Raw genomic sequence first — 16,797 nt, 5'->3', positions numbered from 1 at the left:
AGGCGGCGTTGGTCACCTTGCGGCGCGTGGATAGTGCCGCCGCGCGCCTCGGGAGGTCCGGCTTCTCGGCGTGACCACGACGGGTCGCGCGACCGAACACGGTCTGGTGCGCCGTGGCACCCGCTGGCGTCAAGCGGCCAACGTGAGCAGCGGCCCGCCGATGCCTGCGGCGAACGCCAGCGCGGCGGCTCCGAGGCGCTGCACCGGCGTGAACGCCGTCCACAGCGTCTCCTCGTGGTCCGTCCCGATGCGGCGAAAGCGGCCCGGCTTGAACCCCACGAGCGCGCAGAAGAGCGTCATGCCGGCGCAGAGCCCGGCGATAGGCGTGAGGATGTGGAACGCGCCGTCGAACGCCACGTAGAGCGCCGCGGTGGCGGCTGCACTCCACAGCAGACCGAGCCCGACCATGGCGGCCTGCCAGGCGAGGGGACGTTCGACGGGTTCGGGGAGGGCGCTGTGTGTGTCGGACATGGGCGAGACGTAGCCCGTGTGGACGACCCGTAAATGGTACGAACGCACCATGGTGTGATGTCGGCGCAGGTGGGACAATCCGCCCCGTGTCCGGCGAGACCTGTCCAGCCTGCGGGCGAGAGCGCGAACGCGACGACCTCCCCAGCGTGTTTGCGGCCAACCGGACGGTGCGCGTCGAGCTCCGTGAGACCACGGACGCACACGGACACTGGACGACGTACGAGGACCATGTGGAGGTGCTCTCGCCGCTCGGTCGCAAGCTCGAGCCGCCGCACGCGCCCGTGCTGGCTTCCCACCCCGCCCTGCGCTTCCGCTTTGCGTCCGGGGTCGCGCTGCTGGTCGTCACCGTCCTGGTGGCGACCTGTGCGCCGTTCTTGTTCACGGCGACGCTCTTCTGGCCCGAGGCGTGGCTCCCCAGTGCGTGGCTCGGGCTCTCACCGCGCGTCGTGCTCGCGTTGACGCTGTTGCTCCTCGGTGGGACCTCCGTCGCCGGGGTGCTGGCTGCGCTCGCCATGGTGATGCGGCGTCGCTACCACGCGGCGGCCGCGAGGCACGCCGTCGAGAGCGCCACCCACGAGCGGGCCGTGCGTGCCCACGCTGCCGCGCGTGCGTTCTGGGAGGGGCTGCGTTTCTGCGCTTGTGAGGAGGTCGTTTGGGACCCACGTACGCGGGAGCGCTTCGCCGCGGACATGCTGCAGCGGCGTGTGCGAGACGTAGGCGAGCGCGCCGTGAGCGGGCGGGCCTGACACGCGACGCCCAGGCTCAGACGATGGGCACGTCGAAGCGGATGCGCCGCTTCACGTCCCACAGCAGCAGGTTGTATGGGAACAGCCGCGCCTGGCGCGGGAGGCGCTCGTAGAGGGCGGCCACGCGCCGCATGTGCCGGTCGAAGTACCGCTGGTCTTCCGCGCTGAAGGTCACGCCCAGGTGCTCGCGGAACTCTGGCGGCAGGAAGCCGATGTTCATCCGCCGGAAGTGGGCACCGACGGCCTGGGACACGCGCCCGGACGTGAGCCGCCCGGTCCACAGCACCCGTCGCAGGTAGAGCTTGAGGTCCGGGGCCATGGGCTTGCTGCAGATCTCCTGCACCATGTCCTGCCAGTAGGCTTCGAACGCGGCGCGGTCCGCGGGCCACAGCTCGCGGCGCAGCTGCAGGGTGGTCCCGAAGCACGCGCCGTACTGGTAGAACGCCTCGGCGGTGTCCGCGTCCATCGGGCCGTGCAGGGCGATCTGGATGTCCTCGGAGCCCTTGTACAGGCAGGCCGCGACCCACAGCTGCAGCCGCTGATCGAAGGCGTTGTACTTCACGGGGCTGTTCGTGTCCGAGCGCACCTGCCGATGCTGCCCGTCCACGGCCTTCCGGAAGGCCTCGCGCGTGGCTTCGTCGCCCAGCTGCGCGACGGCCAGGTAGCTGAGCGTGGTGCGCCCGCGCTTGACGGGGTGCTTGAGGATGTTGCCGCTGTCCACCTTGCTCTCGAGCACGCCGCGCCCCACCGGGGGGTAGGACAGCTGCATGCACACGTTGGCGAGCGCGGCGTACACGCTGGGCATGCCGTCGAAGTGCGCGGCGGGGTCGAACGCGCGTGCGGTGAGCTCCGCGGGGGGAGTGGCGCGACGGGGGGACGTTCTGCTGCGGGTGGCGTGCATGCTCGGACGTTGACATTGACAATGGTGGTTGTCAATATTCCCGGATGGTCGCCTCGCGGCATGTCACCACACGCTCCTGGCGGGGCATGAGCGCCGACGAGCGCAAGGCCGAGCGCCGCGCGCTGCTGCTCGAGGCGGGGCTCGAGGTGATCGGCACGCGCGGGTGGAGCCAGACCACGGTGCGCGACGTCTGCCAGCAGGCAGGCCTGACCGAGCGCTACTTCTACGAGGCGTTCGACGACCGTGCCGGGCTGCTGCACGAGGTCTACGGGCAGGTGCGCGCGGAGACCGTGGCGGCCGTCTTGTCGGCCTTCGGAGCCACCCCGGGTGGCCCACGCAGGAAGGCGCGGGCCGCCATCGCCGCCGCGTTCACCGTGCTGGCGGACGACCCCCGCAAGGGTCGCGTGCTCATCCTCGAAGGGCAGAACGACGAGCGCCTGCAGCAGCGCCGCCAGGAGGACATGATCGCCAACGCCGACTTGCTCGCGCGTCTCGCGGTCGACTACCTGGGCGAGACTGCCTTCGACGCGGACGACGCGGCCCTGACGTCGCTCGCGCTCGTGGGCGCGGTCAGCGAGGTGGGCACGGCCTTCCTCGCAGGGCGCCTGCCCGTGTCGCGCGAGCGGGTCATCGACCACCTGACGGACCACTTCCTCTCCGTCCTCCCGAGGCCCCACTCATGATCCCAGCTCTCCGCGAGTCCCCTGCGTCGCGACGCGTGCGCGCCTCTCTCCCGGGGGAGCCTGGCCTCCCCGTCGTGGGCATCGCCCCGTCCATGCTGCGCGATCCGATCGGCACGGCCGCGCGCTTGAACGCCAAGCACGGCGCGGTCTGCTGGACGCGCAGCCTGGGCGTCCTGTGCGTCATGGCCATCGGCCCGGAGGCCAACCAGGCCATCTTCCGCAACACCGATCAGGCCTTCGCCAACTCGGCCTGGAACTACTACATCGGGCCCTTCTTCCACCGTGGCCTGATGCTGCTCGACTTCGACGAGCACCGCGCCCACCGCAGCGTCATGCAGGCAGCGTTCAAGCGACCGCTGATGGAGCGCTACTTCGAGAACATGCAGCCCACCATCGCGCGCGGCGTCACCCAGTGGCCCGTTGGGCGCACCGTGCGCCTCGGTCCGCGGCTGAAGCAGCTGACGCTGGACGTCGCCACGGAGGTGTTCATGGGCGAGCGTCTGAGGCGCGAGGCCGAGCGCGTCAACCGCGCCTTCATCGACGCCGTGCGCGGGGGCAGCGCCCTGGTGCGCTACTCGGTGCCGCTCGGGCGCTGGCGTCGCGGCCTCGAGGGGCGCGCGCTGCTGGAGCGCTTCTTCCGCGCGCGCATCGCCGGGAAGCGCGCGAACCCTGGCGAGGACCTCTTCTCGCGCCTGTGCGAGGCGACGGACGACGAGGGCAACCGCTACACGGACGACGACATCGTCAACCACATGATCTTCCTGATGATGGCCGCGCACGACACGTCCACCATCACGCTCACCTCGCTGCTCTACCACCTGGCCAAGTATCCCACGTGGCAGGACCTGATCCGCGCGGAGCTGCTTGGGGCGGGTGCCGGGCCCGTCGCGCTCAACGACTTCAACCAGATGCCCAACCTCGACCGCGCGATGAAGGAAGCGCTGCGGCTCGTCACCCCTGTCCCGGCCCTGGCGCGCGAGACCGTGAAGGACGTCGAGCTGCTGGGGCACACCATCCCCGCCGGCACGTACGTGATCGTCTGCCCCCAGGCGACGCACCGGCTCGACGGGCTGTGGAAGCGCCCGGCCGTGTTCGACCCCGGCCGCTTCGCGCCGGGGCGCGAGGAGCACCGCCAGCACCCGTTCGCGTTCGTCCCCTTCGGAGGCGGCGCGCACAAGTGCATCGGGATGCACTTCGGCGAGATGGAGATCAAGGCCGTCGTGCACCACCTGCTGACGCGCTATCGCCTGCACGTCGAGCCCGGCTACGAGATGCCCATCGACTGGACCTCGCTGCCCGTCGCGAAGGACGGGCTGCGGGTGCGGCTCGAGCGCCTGAGGTAGCGTCGACCGCGGACGGGCGTCACGCGAGGCGGGCGACGGCGGCGCGCATCTGGTCGCGCTTCTCCGCCAACTCGGCCGCGTCGCGCTTGGTCTGCTCCACCACCTCGGGCGGCGCGTTGCTGACGAACTTGTCGTTGGCCAGCTTCTTCTCGAGGGTGCTCAGCTCCTTGTCCAGCTTGGCGAGCTGGCGGTTCAAGCGCTCCTGCTCCTTCACGGGGTCGATCACGCCCGGGACCACGCCGCGCAGGCCAGGCAGCACGAACGCGGCGGCGAGCTTGAAGTGCTCGTGCGGGTTGTCCACCTTGTCGGCCGGCTCCTGGTGCAGCGTGGCGCCCGCCAGGGCCTCGATGAGCGCGCGCGCGCCCTCGATGGTGGCGGCGCGCGCGGCGTCGTCCGAGCACCAGTGGATGGCGATGCCCTGCTTGCGTGGCAGGTCGTACTCGGCGCGGATGGAGCGCGCCGCCACGACGAACTCCTGCACGATGGCGAGCTCGGTCTCGGCGGCCTCGTCGCGCAGCGCGTCCACGTCGGCCTGCGGGAAGCGGGCCAACATGATGGTCTCGCCGGCCGCGGCCCCGGCGCGCGGGATGCGCTGCCAGATCTCTTCCGTGATGAACGGCATCATTGGGTGCAGCGCGCGCAGCGTGGTCTCGAGCACGTGCAGCAGCACGCCCGCCGTCTCCTCGGCCAGCGCGCGGTCGTCACCGTCCAGCAGCGGCTTGCTGAGCTCCAGGTACCAGTCGCACAGCTCGTCCCACACGAAGTGGTAGAGGGCCTGGCTGCCCTCGTCCAAGCGGTACGCGCTGATGCCCGCGTCGGCGGCCGCGAGGGCCACCTGCAGCCGCGAGAGGACCCACCGGTTGGGCAGGGCCGTGATGGTCGGCCGCTCTCCCAGGGCGCGCGCCTCGGGGTGCGGACCGGCTTCACCGTCTTGTCCCACCAGGCGGCCCAGCACGTAGCGCGCCGCGTTCCACAGCTTGTTCGCGAAGTTGCGGTACCCCTCGATGCGCTTGATGGACAGCGCGATGCGCCGCGACTGGGGCGAGTAGCTCAGCAGGGTCATGCGCAGCGCGTCTGCGCCGTAGGCGTCGAAGCCGTCGGGGTAGGTCGTGCGCAGGTACTCGACGCCGTCGGCGGCGGCCCCGGCCTTCTCGGCCTTCTCGAGCAGGTGCGCGCCCGTGGCCCCGTGGATGACGTCCAGCGGGTCGATGACGTTGCCCTTCACCTTGCTCATCTTCTGGCCGCGCTCGTCGGTCACGAGGCCCGCCAGGAGCACGCGCGAGAAGGGCACCTCACCCATGAAGTGCAGGCCCATCATGATCATGCGCGCCACCCAGAAGAACAGGATGTCGTAGCCGGTCTCCATGTCCTGCGTGGGGTAGAAGCGCGCGAGGTCCGGTGTCTGGTGGGGCCAGCCCAGCGTGGAGAAGGGCCACAGGGCCGAGCTGAACCACGTGTCCAGAACGTCCGGGTCCTGCTCGAGGTTCGCGCTGCCACACTTCTCGCAGGCGGTGACGTCGGTGCGGCTGACGCTCATGTGCTCGCAGTCGCCGCAGTACCAAGCAGGGATGCCGTGCCCCCACCACAGCTGGCGCGAGATGCACCAGTCTTGGATGTTGCGCAGCCAGTGGAAGTAGGTCTTGGTCCAGTCCTCGGGCAGGATCTTCACCCGGCCGTCCTCGACCGCGGCGATGGCCGGCCCGGCCAGCGGCTCCATCTTCACGAACCACTGGGTGGAGATCATGGGCTCCACGATGCTGCCACTGCGCTGCGAGCGCGGCAGCGACATGACGTGCTTGCGCTTGCCCCGCACGAGCCCCAGCTCCTCCAGCTTGGCCTTGACGGCCTTGCGCGCCGCGAAGCGCTCCAGCCCCGCGAACGGTCCGCCGTTCTCGTTGAGCGTTCCGTCCTTGTTCAGGATGCTGATCTCTTCGAGCCCGTGGCGCTTGCCCGTGGCGAAGTCGTTCGGGTCGTGCGCGGGGGTGACCTTGACGACGCCCGTGCCGAACTCGGGGTCCACCAGCTCGGCGTCGCACACGATGGGGATGCGCCTGTCCACGAAGGGATGCGTGACGAAGCGCCCGTGCAGCGCCTTGTAGCGCTCGTCCTCCGGGTGCACGGCCAGCGCCGTGTCGCCCAGCATCGTCTCGGGGCGCGTGGTGGAGACGATGATCTCGGCCACGCCCGTGGCCGCGGCGTCCTCCGCGTCCAGGCGATACGCGAAGTCGAACAGCTCGCAGACGCCGAACTCCTCGGTGTACTTCACGTTCTCCTCGGTCTCGACCTCGAGGTCCGAGAGCACGGTCTGCGAGACCACGTCCCAGTTGACCAGGCGCGTGCCGCGGTAGATCAGCCCCTCTTCGTACAGGCGCACGAAGGCCTCGCGCACGGCGTGCGAGAGGTCCGGGTCCATCGTGAACTTGGTGCGCGACCAGTCGCACGAGGCGCCCATCTTGCGCAGCTGGCCGAGGATGGTGTCGCCCGACTCCTTGCGCCACTCCCACACGCGCTCGATGAACTTCTCCCGGCCGAGGTCGTGCCGGGTGAGGCCCTCGGCCTTGAGCTTGCGCTCCACCACCACTTGCGTGGCGATGCCCGCGTGGTCCGTGCCGGGGACCCACAGCGCGTTCTTGCCCTTCATGCGCTCGTAGCGCACCAGCACGTCCTCGAACGTGGTGCGGCAGGCGTGGCCCATGTGCAGCGTGCCCGTGACGTTGGGGGGCGGGATGGCCACCGTGTACGTCTCGCGGGTGTCCTGCTCTGCGTTGCTGGCGCGGAAGAAGCCCTGCTTCTCCCACCAGGCATACCAGCGGTCCTCCGCGCTCGCGGGGACGTACAGCTTGGGCATCTCGGCGTCACTCATGGCGTGTCTTGTGCGATGGATGCCGCCCCTCGTCAACGGGCTCGAAAACGGAAAAGAGGCCGGTGCGCGCGGCGCCGGCCTCTTGCGGTGGGCTGCCCGGGCGAGCGCCCGCGCGCCCGGGGGGCGGGGTCGTTCAGTCGGCGGTGAGCCGCTGGATCTCTTCCTTGATGAGCGCCTCCGCGAGCTCGGGCACCACCTCCCAGACGACCTGCTCGATGACCTCGCGCGAGAGGGCGAGCACCCCGGCGACCTGGTCCGCGCTGAGGCCGAGGCCAGCCAGCTTGGAGGAGAGTTCTCCGTTCGGGGCGGTGACGCGCGCCGCAGGCGGTGCCGGCATGGCCGCGATGGTGGTGGAGGACGGCGAGCGGGCGGGCGCCGCAGCGGCCGGACCATCGAACGCGGCGGTGCTGCGCGGACCGCGCACGGCGGACGCTGCCGGCGCGGCCGCAGCGGGCTTGGCGGCGGGCGTCGCAGGGGTCGCTGGAGCCGTTGGCTTGGCCGGGGCCGCAGGGGCCGCCGCCGGAGCTGCGACTGGGGTCGGCGGAGCGACGCGGGCGGCCGCCGGAGCCACGGGGGCTGATGCGGCGACAGGGGCTGGCGCGGCGACAGGGGCTGGCGCGGCGACAGGGGCGGGGGGCGCGACGGGCGCAGGCGCGGCGACAGGGGCTGGCGCGGAAGCCGCGGACGCGCGGCGACTGGCCGCGACCGTGTTTGCCTTCTCGATGACCACCTTGCTGTCGAACGGCTTCAGGATGTGATCGTCCACGCCGCACGCCTTCGCCTTCGCGTCGTCGTAGGGGTGGTGTTGGCTCGCCATCACGATCACGGCGGTGCCGGCCAGCGACGCCTCCGCGCGAATCGCGCGTGCTACCTCGTAGCCGTCGACGCCGCTCATCGAGGCGTCCGCGAACACGAGGTCGGGGACGGCGGCCTTGGCTTTCGCGATGGCGTCGTCCCCGTTCGTCACGGTGAGCACCTCTGCGTCTTCCCCCGCAAAGGTCATCTTCATGATGGTGCGCATCGTCGCGCTATCGTCGACCGCCAAGATCTTCAGAGCCACTGTTGCTCTCCTAACGCCCCGTATTTCGAGGTGAAATTACGTCCCCCTTGGTATCGCGAGATGCGTGCCGAGGTCAAGAAAGCTGAGGAAACAAATGTCAGCCCCCTCGGAGCCCGGTCTCAGGGCACGGTGATGCCGAGGTCGCGGGCCGCCCGGTCCACCGCACCACGTGCGTCTCGCAAGAGGCGTGTCTCGGCGTGGGCGCGGGCCAGGACGGCTTGGGCGCGGTCCTGCTGGCCGGCCTGGACCAGCAGACGAGCCAGCGACGCCGCGGTCTCCCCGTCGCGGGGGTCGTAGCGCAGCGTGTGCGCGAAGTGGCGCATCGCGAGGCCGAGGTTGAGGCCCTCCTGGGCGTCCCGCGCGAGGCCGCGCTCGTACGCGGCGGCACGCATGCGGCCAGCGACCACGTGCTCCTGCAGCGTGCGGATGCGGGCCTCGGGGACAGCCCCCTGCGCACACAGGAGCGCCCGGAACGCAGCCTCGGGGTCGTCCAGCGCGTGCTCGTCGGCCTCGACCGCCAGCAGGAGGGACGGGCAGCCTCCCTCGACGAATGCGCGGACGGCGGTCTCGAGCGCGTCGTCGTCCACGTCGTCGAGCTGCTCGGCGGCTCGCAGCGGGGCGCGGCACAGCGCGGGGTCGCCCACGGCCAGGCACGCGGACATGGCGTGCGCGGCGTTGTACGGGAGCGCCTGGCGCGTCGCGACGTGTTCCAGCAGGGCGCGGTCGAAGCCCTCCACGTGCCGCAGGTAGTCCAGCCGGTCGGCTGCGTCTCGGCTCTCGCTCGCAGCGTAGGCGCGCAGCGCGTGGCTGAGGTCGCCGCGCAGCTCTGCGAGCGTGCCCTCCAGCATCAAGCGGTCGGAGCGCGGCAGCGCCGTCGCGTCCATGGCCTGCTCGACGCGAGTGAGGGCGCGGCGCCGGTTGCGTACGTGCTCCGCGCGAAAGAGAAACGCGTCGGGTCGCAGGCTGTCGGGGAGGGCGTCCAACGTCGTCCGCGTGAGCCACGGGATGGCCGTCAGCGCCTGGTCCAGCGCCAGCTCGTCCAGGTCGGCGTAGAACTCGAGTTGGGCCAGCGCGAACTCCAGCGTGGGTCGGTCGTCGTGGATGACGGGTGCGTCCCCCGCGAACGCGCGCGCGCCCTCGGTGTCCAGCTCGACCACGCTCACCAGCTCGACCAGCGTGCCCAGCTCCACCGCTTCGAGTGTGCGGCGCAGCGCGTGGTTCGCCTCGAGGCGGTCGATGGTCGCCTCGGAGAACGCGATGGGCGCGTCGCCCGCGACCATGATGAAGCTGGAGTCCTCGGCCACGTAGCACTGCACGTGCGCGAACACGGAGAGCAGCGTCGCCACCACGCTGCGCAGGCTGGGGATGTCCATGCGGAACAGGTTGACCCACTGCACCAGCACGCCGCCGGGGCGCAGGCTGTGCTGCACCTCCCGGAAGAACTCGGCCGTGTAGAGCGCGCTCGATCCCGCGAGCCAGGGGTGGCTGGGCTGTGACACGACCGCGTCGTACGTGGCGGGCGGGGCCAGCAGCAGCTGCGCCCGTGCGTCGTCGAACACCAGGTGCGTGCGCTCGGTGTCGTCGAGCGGGAACGGCTTGTCGAGCGTGTTGTGCATCAGCCGCGCCGCATCGATGACCGCTTCTTCCAGCTCCACCACGTCCACGCGTGTGAACGGCCCCTTCAACAGCATGCTGGTCGTGTGCCCGCCGCCGAAGCCGATGGCCATCGCGCGCTCGGGGGTGGCCGCCAGCAGCGAGGGGAGCGCGCCGAGCAGCGCGAGCTCGCGACCGAAGCCAGGCTCTCCCGGGGAGAAGCCCGACTCGGGGCGTCCGTCGTTGAACAGGCGGTAGCTGGTTCCGTCGCGCGACAGCAGCGTGACGGTGGTGTTGCGTCCTTCGCGGAGGAAGCGGACCGTGTCGTTGCAGCGTCCTTCGATGCATACCGCCGCCCCACCGCAGTCGCCGTCCGACGGGCAGGGGTCGCTGTCCTCGGGGCCACTGATCACCGTGCGGTGCGCGTCGTGCCAAGCGTCCAGCAACCACGCCAAGCGCAGGGATGGGCGCAGCGCCACGATGCACGTGAGCGCAAGGACTGGGAGCAGCACGCCCACCAGCCGACGCGGAGGGCTCGTGCCGGCCAGGGCCCAGGCGAACGCAGCCATGAGCACATGCAGGGTGATTACGCCATACAGAGCCAGCTGGAGGCCCACCGCGGGGACCAGCACGAAGCCCGCGAGGAGGGAGCCGAGCAGCCCGCCGAGCGTGTTGGACGCGAGCACACGTCCGGCCTGTCGCGCGGCGTGCTCGCCGTCGTCGCGCACCATCTGCCATGCGAGCGGGATGCTCGTGCCCAGCACCACCGAGAGCGGCAGCAGGAGCAGCGACGAGACGGCCATGAGCACCCATGGCTCATGCGGGATGGTGGACGCCGTGCCCTGCATCAAGACGATCAGTCGCGGCAGCTGCGGCACGGCGCCGATGGAGAAAGCCGTCATGAGCGCCAAGAGCAACTGGCAGGCGCCGAAGACGCGCAGCGGCGAGCGACCGCGCACGACGCGGTCGGCGAGCAGGGCCCCCAGCCCAATTCCGAGCAGGTAATTCACCAGCATGGCCGCGAAGGCCTGTGTGGTGCCCTGCACGATGGTGCGCAGAACGCGGGTCCACAGCACCTCGCCCGCCAGCGAGGCCGACCCGGCGCCGGCCGCCAGCCCCGCCGCGCACGCGCCCCGCACGCGCAGCGAGAGCGCGAGCGAGCCGTCGGTCACGATCTCTCGCGCCAGCGCCTTTTGGCGTGTGTCGCGTCGCGCGGGGCGCATGGACCACCCCGGCGCAGCGAGTCGTTGGGACACCACGACGATGACGGCGGCCAGCAGGCTGGTCGCCGCAGCCACGATCAGCGAGACGCGCGCGCCCTGCTCTGGGAGCAGGTAGAACCCGCTGACGCCCGCACCGAACACCGCGCCCAGCGTGTTCGTGGCGTAAAGCCACGTAGCCTCCGAGCCCCAGCCGGCGTCGTCGGCGGCGCTCGCCGGCAAAGCGCGACGCCACTCACTGGTGGCCCGCACCAAGACTGGCAACGTCGCGCCCATGGCGATGGTCGGCGGCAGGAGCACCGGGAGGCACAACGCGAAGCGGATGGCGGTCAGCGCGCCGAAGCTGCGCCCCGCGCCGAGTGCCGCGTAGGCACGGTGTAGCTCGGGTAGCGCGACCAGCGATCCCAGCGCCCACAGGGCGATGCCGACCTCCAGCGCGGCGTAGGCCACGGTGGGCGAACGCACGCGCTGGGCCCAGCGCCCGCCGAGCCCGGAGCCGACGCCCAGGCCGAGGAAGAAGCACGCCAATACGGTGGCGACGGCGAGGTCGCCCACCCCGAACACCCGGTGCAGCATGCGGCCCCAGACGGACTCGTACAGGAGCGCGGCGGCGCCGGAGCAGAACAGGGCGGGGTAGAGGGCGAGGCGGACGCTCACGGACCGGGCACGATGGCCGCCGGGCAGCGGCTCTGTCAAACGTCTCGTGTCGGGGTCGCGGCGCCGCGGTGCGCGGGGCGCCGGACTCGTGCCCCGGTTGCTGCTACGACGGCCCGCGATGAGTACCCCGCCCCCTCGCCGCTACGACGACCTCGCGCCGCGCGCCCCCGACGGGGAGTTCGCGCTGGACTCCTTGCTGCCCGGTGCGGGGCCGCTGGAGCTGGACATCGGCTTCGGGCGCGGCGCCAGCGTGTACGAGCGCGCGCAGCTGGCGCCCGGCTCGCGCATCTTGGCCTTCGAGATCAAGTCCAAGTGGTCGTACAAGGTGGCGGAGCGCTGCGCCCAGCGTGGGCACCAGCACGTGCGCGTGCTGTGCGGCGACGTGCGCGCGATCCTTTTGCGCACCACGGACCACGCGGTGGTGCAGCAGGTCTCCGTCCACTTTCCGGATCCGTGGTGGAAGCGTCGCCACACCAAGCGGCGTGTCGTGGGGGACGAGCTGCTGGACGCCCTGGCGCGGCTGATGGTCGACGACGGCGAGTTCTTCGTGCAGACCGACGTGCCCGACCGGGCCGACATCTACACGGACACCCTGCGGGCGCACCCGGCCTTCGCGCTGGTGGGCGAGGACGGGCGCATCGAGCACAACCCGTTCGGCGCGCGCTCGAACCGTGAGCTGCGCGCCGTCGAGGACGGCCTGCCCATCTACCGCGTCATGGCCCGACGCGTGCCGCGCGGCGTCTGAGCGCGGGTCGGCGCCCCACGTGCGCTGGGCGGCGAGGCGCGTGCCGTCCGTCGTACGCGCCCGCGGTCCGTCCTAGAAGGGCGTCGCACCCGCCTGGTCTGTCGTCGAGCGTCACACGGCAGCGCTACGCTCTGGGCATGATCCACACGCTGGCCATCTCCAACTACCGCTCCATCCTCGAGATCGTGGTGGGGCTCGGCCAGCTGAACGTGGTCTCCGGACCAAACGGGGCTGGCAAGTCCAACCTCTATCGCGCGCTGCGGCTCCTCGCGCAGACCGCGCGTGGCGGTGTGGTCGGGGCGCTTGCGCGCGAAGGGGGGCTCGACTCGGCGTTCTGGGCCGGCCCGGAGGTGATCTCGCGCGGGATGACGCGGGGCACCGTCGCCGTGCAGGGCGCGGTCCGTGACGAGCCCCAGCGGCTGCGCCTGGGCTTCGCGTCGGACGACTTCGGCTACAGCATCTCTTTGGGTCAGCCCGTGGCCGGGCTCACGTCGTGGTTCGCGCACGACCCCGAGATCAAGCGTGAGTGCATCTGGGCGGGGCCGTTCTACCGTCGCGCTGCCGCGCTCGTGGATCGGGAGGGGACCGCCGTGCGGCACCGTCGTGGTCGGGCCTGGGAGGCCGCCCCCGTGCCGGTCCCCAGCTCGGAGAGCCTCTTCGCACACCTCGCCGACCCGCGCAGCGCGCCCGAGGTGTTCCACCTGCGGGACCGCATCCAGCGTTTCCGGTTCTACGACCACTTCCGCACGGACCGCGATGCGCCCGCGCGCAGGCCGCAGCTCGGCACCCGCACGCCCGTCATGCACCACGACGGGCGAGACGTGGCCGCCGCCTTGCGTACCATCGAAGAGGTGGGCGACGTCGACGCGTTGCGGGAGACCATCGAGGACGCCTTCCCGGGCGCTTCGTTGCGTGCCGACATGGTCGGGGATGGGTCGTTCGACCTGGCGTTCACGCAGCATGGGCTCCTGCGCCCCTTGGCGGCCGCCGAGCTGAGCGACGGAACGTTGCGCTACATCCTCTGGGTGGTTGCCCTGCTCACCCCGCGCCCGCCCGAGGTGATGGTGCTGAACGAGCCCGAGACCAGCCTGCACCCAGACCTCATCCCGGCCCTGGGGAGGCTCATCCGTCACGCCGCCGAGCACTCCCAGGTGTGGGTCATCACGCACTCCGCGGCCCTCATGCACGCGCTGGACGACGCCGAGGACGTACGCCACATCGGCCTGCAGAAGACGCTGGGGCAGACTGAGGTGCGCGGGCAGGGCTTGCTCGACACCCCGGCTTGGTACTGGCCGGACGCCTAGCCGTCCGTTGAAGAACCCTCCCTTCCTCTCGCTGGCAGCCCGAGGCCCACTTGCCCCCCGCTTCGGTCGCAGAACCATCGAGGTTCTGCTCCCTCAGCGTGCGGCAATTGAGCCTTGGTTGCTGGCGCGATAGAAGGGGCAGTTCTTCAACGGACTGCTAGCTGCGGGCCGACGGGGCGGAGCGCGCGGGAGGCTGCGATCAGCGTCGGCGGTAGGCCCGATTGCGGGCGTCGACCTCCCCCACCAGCTCCCACGCAGGACGCGTGGTGAGCTCTCGGTCCCAGGCGCTCCCCGTCCGAACGACGGCCCAGTCGGCGTGGGCGTCGTCCAGCTGCGGGCCCACGAGCCCGCCAAGCGCGGGGTTCAGGTAGCGCACTCGGTTGCTGAAGGCGTCGTTCCAGAGCGCGGAGGGGAATAGATACGCGCCGTCGTAAGCGAGCACGCTGCCCGCGGTCTGCTCTCGCTCGCGTGCGCGCGCCACGTCGGGCGCCGGCGAGGTCTGATTCATGGGGAACACCGCGCGCTCGTGTGCAGGGAGCGTGGCGAACAGGCGCGCGCGCTCCCACGTGATGTCCCACGCGGGCAGGGACCAGGACAGCGTGATGAGCGAACCGATCAGCAGGGCGCCGAGGACGCCGTCGGCGATGTGACGCCGGCGGACGTCGCCGAGGACCCACCCACCCGCGAGCAGCGCCGCCACCAGCACGTGGAGGTGCAGGCGCGCGCACCACCAGCCCGCTGGGGACAGCGCGAGCGAAGGGACGGCGGCGGCGCACGACACCAGCAGCAGCCCGTGGGCGCTCCCGAGGCGTCGCTGCGCGGCGTCGCGTGCCAGCTCGACGAGGGCCGCGAGCAGGAGCCATGGCCACACGAAGGGGAGCACGTTGCCGTAGCCGTTGTCGCGCGTGTCCCGCAGCTGCGGCGTGCGCGGCGGGCTGAACAGCTCGTCCCACGCCTGGGGGCGCTCGTTGTGGAACTGTTGCGGCCCGTCGAAGTGGAGCCCGAGTTCGGGCACCTCGTGCGCGATGGGCCACACCGGGTTGCCGGTGCGCTGCCAATTGCGTGCGTAGCCCGGGACGCTGAGCCCCACCGCCACCAGCCCGGCCAGCAGCAGCGCGGAGACCACGCGACGCGCGCCCAGCCGACGTCGGCCCCCGAACGCGCGTGCGTACACCACCGCCGCGAGCACGGGCGCCACCACGACGCCCGTGACCTTCATGGACGCCATCAACCCCGTCAGCACGAGGCCGAGCGCCAGGTCCGTCAGGCGTGCCCCAGGCCGCGTGACGAAGTGCGTCGCGAGGACGAACACGGCGGCGAAGCACACGTCGGTCAGGGTGCTGCGCAGCTGCAGCGCGACGGCCGGGGTGAGCACCAGCGCGCACGCCAGGCCCAGCGCGTGGACGCGGCTGGTCATGATGCGGCGTGCGAGCCCGTACATCCCCAGCAGGAGGATCAAGGCCATCCCGCTCTCGACCACCTCGATCAGGCTGCGGCCCGAGAAGATGACGCACCACAAGCTCAGTAGCTCGCTGCTCTTGGGGTAGCCGTTGACGTACTCGAGCCCCCCGGGCACGTCGACCCACGCGAAGCCCCGCTCTTGGATGGCGAACCCGACGATGGACTCGTGGTACCAGACGCCATCCCAGCTGCAGGACGGCGCGAGGTACGCGTACACCGCGGTGAAGGAGCACATCCCGAGCACCGCCACGAGCGCCACGCCGACCAGCGGCGACGCGCGCCACGCGATGACCAGCGCCTGGTGAGGGAAGGTGAGCAGCTCGCGGAAGGCGCGTCGTGCGAACGCCGCCGAGGAGGGCTCGGCGCCTCGCAAGGCGAGCCCGCCCACGAACGACGCGAGCAGTCCGCTGCCGAGCCCGAGGCGCGGCGCGTCGAGCTGCCCCAGCCACCCGAGCGTGTGGATCGGCACGACCACCGACAGCAGCGCGAGCGCCGAGGCCGCCAGCCACGCATCGACGCGGCTCTGCGGGTACATCCGCCGCGCCGCCAGCAGCGAGGCGACGCCGACGAGCCCACTGAGGCAGGCGAGCGTGACGTATCCCATGAACGTTCCCGCCCGCCGCGCCGGCTAGTCGCGGCTGGCCACCGCCTGGCAGCGGCGGCCGGTCTCCTCACGCAAGGCCGCCTGCCGTCGCTCGAGCCACGCGGGGTCGGGCTCGATGGACGGGGTGAACTCCTCCGGGCTCGCGTCGCCGCGGTAGCGGAAGAAGACGCTCGGGTCCGAGACGAAGTCGTAGAGCTCTTCTCCGCTCGCCGCGAGCTCGCAGTTGCGCTGCCGCAGGCCCGCCAGGATGCGCGGCAGCCCGTCCACGCTCCAGCCGTGCGTGTCGTGCATCAGCACGATGCCGCCGTACTCGCCCTTCTCGCGCTCCTGCCGGCGCAGCACGCGCAGGAACGTGCTGGCCACCTCGTCGCCGGTGCGCACCATCGTGTCGCCTGTCGAGAGGTTCCAGAGCATGGGCGTGTAGCCCAGCTGCGCGATGGTGCGCGCCACGCGCGGGGAGAACGCGCCGTAGGGCGGACGCACGAGCACCGGACGCCCACCCGTGATGGCGAAGATGAACTCTTCGTTCTTGTGCAGCTCGTCGCGGATCTGATCGTTGTCGAGGTCCGTCAGCGGCGGGTGGTGGTAGGTGTGGTTGCCCAAGAAGTGTCCGCGCCGGAGGATCTCCTGCAGCAGCTCCCGCTGGGCGCGTTCGCGCGGGTGGTCGCTGTCGAAGCGCGTCGCGTTCACGAAGAAGACGGCCTTGATGCCGTACTCGTCGAGCGTGTCCAGCACCGTCGGGGTGGTGCGGATCTCCGGGCCGTCGTCGAAGGTCAGCAGCAGCAGGCGATGCGGTGTGGCGCCAGTCATCACCATCCCGTCGCGCAGGTGATCGCCGAACGGGTCCGGCCTGGGGGGGAGCACGCCCATGGGGAGCGCGTCCGTGTCCTCGGCGCTGGGGCTCTGGCCGATGGTCGGTCGCGCGGGAGAGGGGGCCCGCGTGCTGCTCAGGAGGGGCGCCACGTGGGTCTGCAGACCACGTCCATGCTGGGCATCGGCATGCGTCAGGTGCGCGAGGCCTGCGCCGCTGCCTACGGCGGTCGCGCAGGCCAGAGCCTGGCCGATTCGACGGACGACGGAACGCTTCGACATGCCGCCCACGCTAGCCCGCGCCGTTTCTCTGTGTAAAGAAAACGACTACATGTA

At 71.2% G+C, this 16,797-nt stretch carries 12 protein-coding genes; 5 read left to right on the top strand and 7 right to left on the bottom strand.

What is annotated here, in order from left to right:
* Positions 1–129: 129 nt before the first annotated feature.
* Positions 130–471: a hypothetical protein gene (locus H6726_24975; GenBank protein MCB9660924.1), complete on the bottom strand. Its 342-nt coding sequence runs from the start codon at positions 469–471 to the stop codon at positions 130–132.
* A gap of 86 nt (positions 472–557) precedes the next feature.
* Between H6726_24975 and H6726_24970 the strand changes: the two genes are divergently transcribed.
* Positions 558–1,217 carry a hypothetical protein gene (locus H6726_24970; GenBank protein ID MCB9660923.1) on the top strand — a complete coding sequence of 220 codons (660 nt, stop codon included), beginning with the start codon at positions 558–560 and terminating at the stop codon, positions 1,215–1,217.
* Between the two features lie 16 nt (positions 1,218–1,233).
* Here H6726_24970 and H6726_24965 read toward each other — a convergent pair whose 3' ends face one another.
* The gene (locus H6726_24965) at positions 1,234–2,118 is read right to left on the bottom strand and encodes a DUF2236 domain-containing protein (protein MCB9660922.1); all 885 of its coding nucleotides are present in this window, start codon (positions 2,116–2,118) and stop codon (positions 1,234–1,236) included.
* Between the two features lie 86 nt (positions 2,119–2,204).
* Here H6726_24965 and H6726_24960 point away from each other — a divergent pair, with 86 nt between their 5' ends.
* A complete protein-coding gene (locus H6726_24960; protein MCB9660921.1) occupies positions 2,205–2,801 on the top strand; it encodes a TetR/AcrR family transcriptional regulator in 597 nt (198 codons plus the stop codon).
* On the top strand, positions 2,798–4,144 hold the full coding sequence (locus H6726_24955; GenBank protein MCB9660920.1) for a cytochrome P450: 1,347 nt from the start codon (positions 2,798–2,800) through the stop codon (positions 4,142–4,144). The genes H6726_24960 and H6726_24955 overlap by 4 nt, the downstream gene beginning before the upstream one ends.
* Before the next feature lie 19 nt (positions 4,145–4,163).
* On the opposite strand, the gene H6726_24950 is transcribed toward H6726_24955, so the two are convergent.
* From H6726_24950 to H6726_24940, 3 genes are all read right to left on the bottom strand, one after another.
* Positions 4,164–7,007 (bottom strand): valine--tRNA ligase, encoded by a 2,844-nt coding sequence (locus H6726_24950; protein MCB9660919.1) that lies wholly within the window; start codon positions 7,005–7,007, stop codon positions 4,164–4,166.
* Between the two features lie 133 nt (positions 7,008–7,140).
* A complete protein-coding gene (locus H6726_24945) occupies positions 7,141–8,067 on the bottom strand; it encodes a response regulator (GenBank protein MCB9660918.1) in 927 nt (308 codons plus the stop codon).
* Positions 8,068–8,186: 119 nt separating this feature from the next.
* A complete protein-coding gene (locus tag H6726_24940; protein ID MCB9660917.1) occupies positions 8,187–11,537 on the bottom strand; it encodes a fused MFS/spermidine synthase in 3,351 nt (1,116 codons plus the stop codon).
* A 118-nt stretch (positions 11,538–11,655) separates the two neighbouring features.
* Between H6726_24940 and H6726_24935 the strand changes: the two genes are divergently transcribed.
* Both H6726_24935 and H6726_24930 read left to right on the top strand, forming a co-directional pair.
* Complete coding sequence (locus tag H6726_24935) at positions 11,656–12,282, top strand: tRNA (guanine-N7)-methyltransferase (GenBank protein ID MCB9660916.1); 627 nt, start codon at positions 11,656–11,658, stop codon at positions 12,280–12,282.
* 137 nt (positions 12,283–12,419) lie between these two features.
* Positions 12,420–13,586, top strand: coding sequence for an AAA family ATPase (locus tag H6726_24930; protein MCB9660915.1), 1,167 nt, complete (start codon positions 12,420–12,422; stop codon positions 13,584–13,586).
* A gap of 199 nt (positions 13,587–13,785) precedes the next feature.
* Here the strand turns inward: H6726_24930 and H6726_24925 are convergent, their stop codons facing one another.
* Positions 13,786–15,651 carry a hypothetical protein gene (locus H6726_24925; protein ID MCB9660914.1) on the bottom strand — a complete coding sequence of 622 codons (1,866 nt, stop codon included), beginning with the start codon at positions 15,649–15,651 and terminating at the stop codon, positions 13,786–13,788.
* A 24-nt stretch (positions 15,652–15,675) separates the two neighbouring features.
* Positions 15,676–16,743, bottom strand: coding sequence for a polysaccharide deacetylase family protein (locus H6726_24920; GenBank protein MCB9660913.1), 1,068 nt, complete (start codon positions 16,741–16,743; stop codon positions 15,676–15,678).
* Positions 16,744–16,797: the final 54 nt, after the last annotated feature.

The organism is Sandaracinaceae bacterium, from assembly GCA_020633055.1.
Classification (GTDB): domain Bacteria; phylum Myxococcota_A; class Polyangia; order Polyangiales; family Houyiibacteriaceae; genus JADJJE01.
The sequence above is the reverse complement of the archived record's forward strand: the minus strand, read 5'-3'. Positions and strand labels throughout refer to the sequence as shown.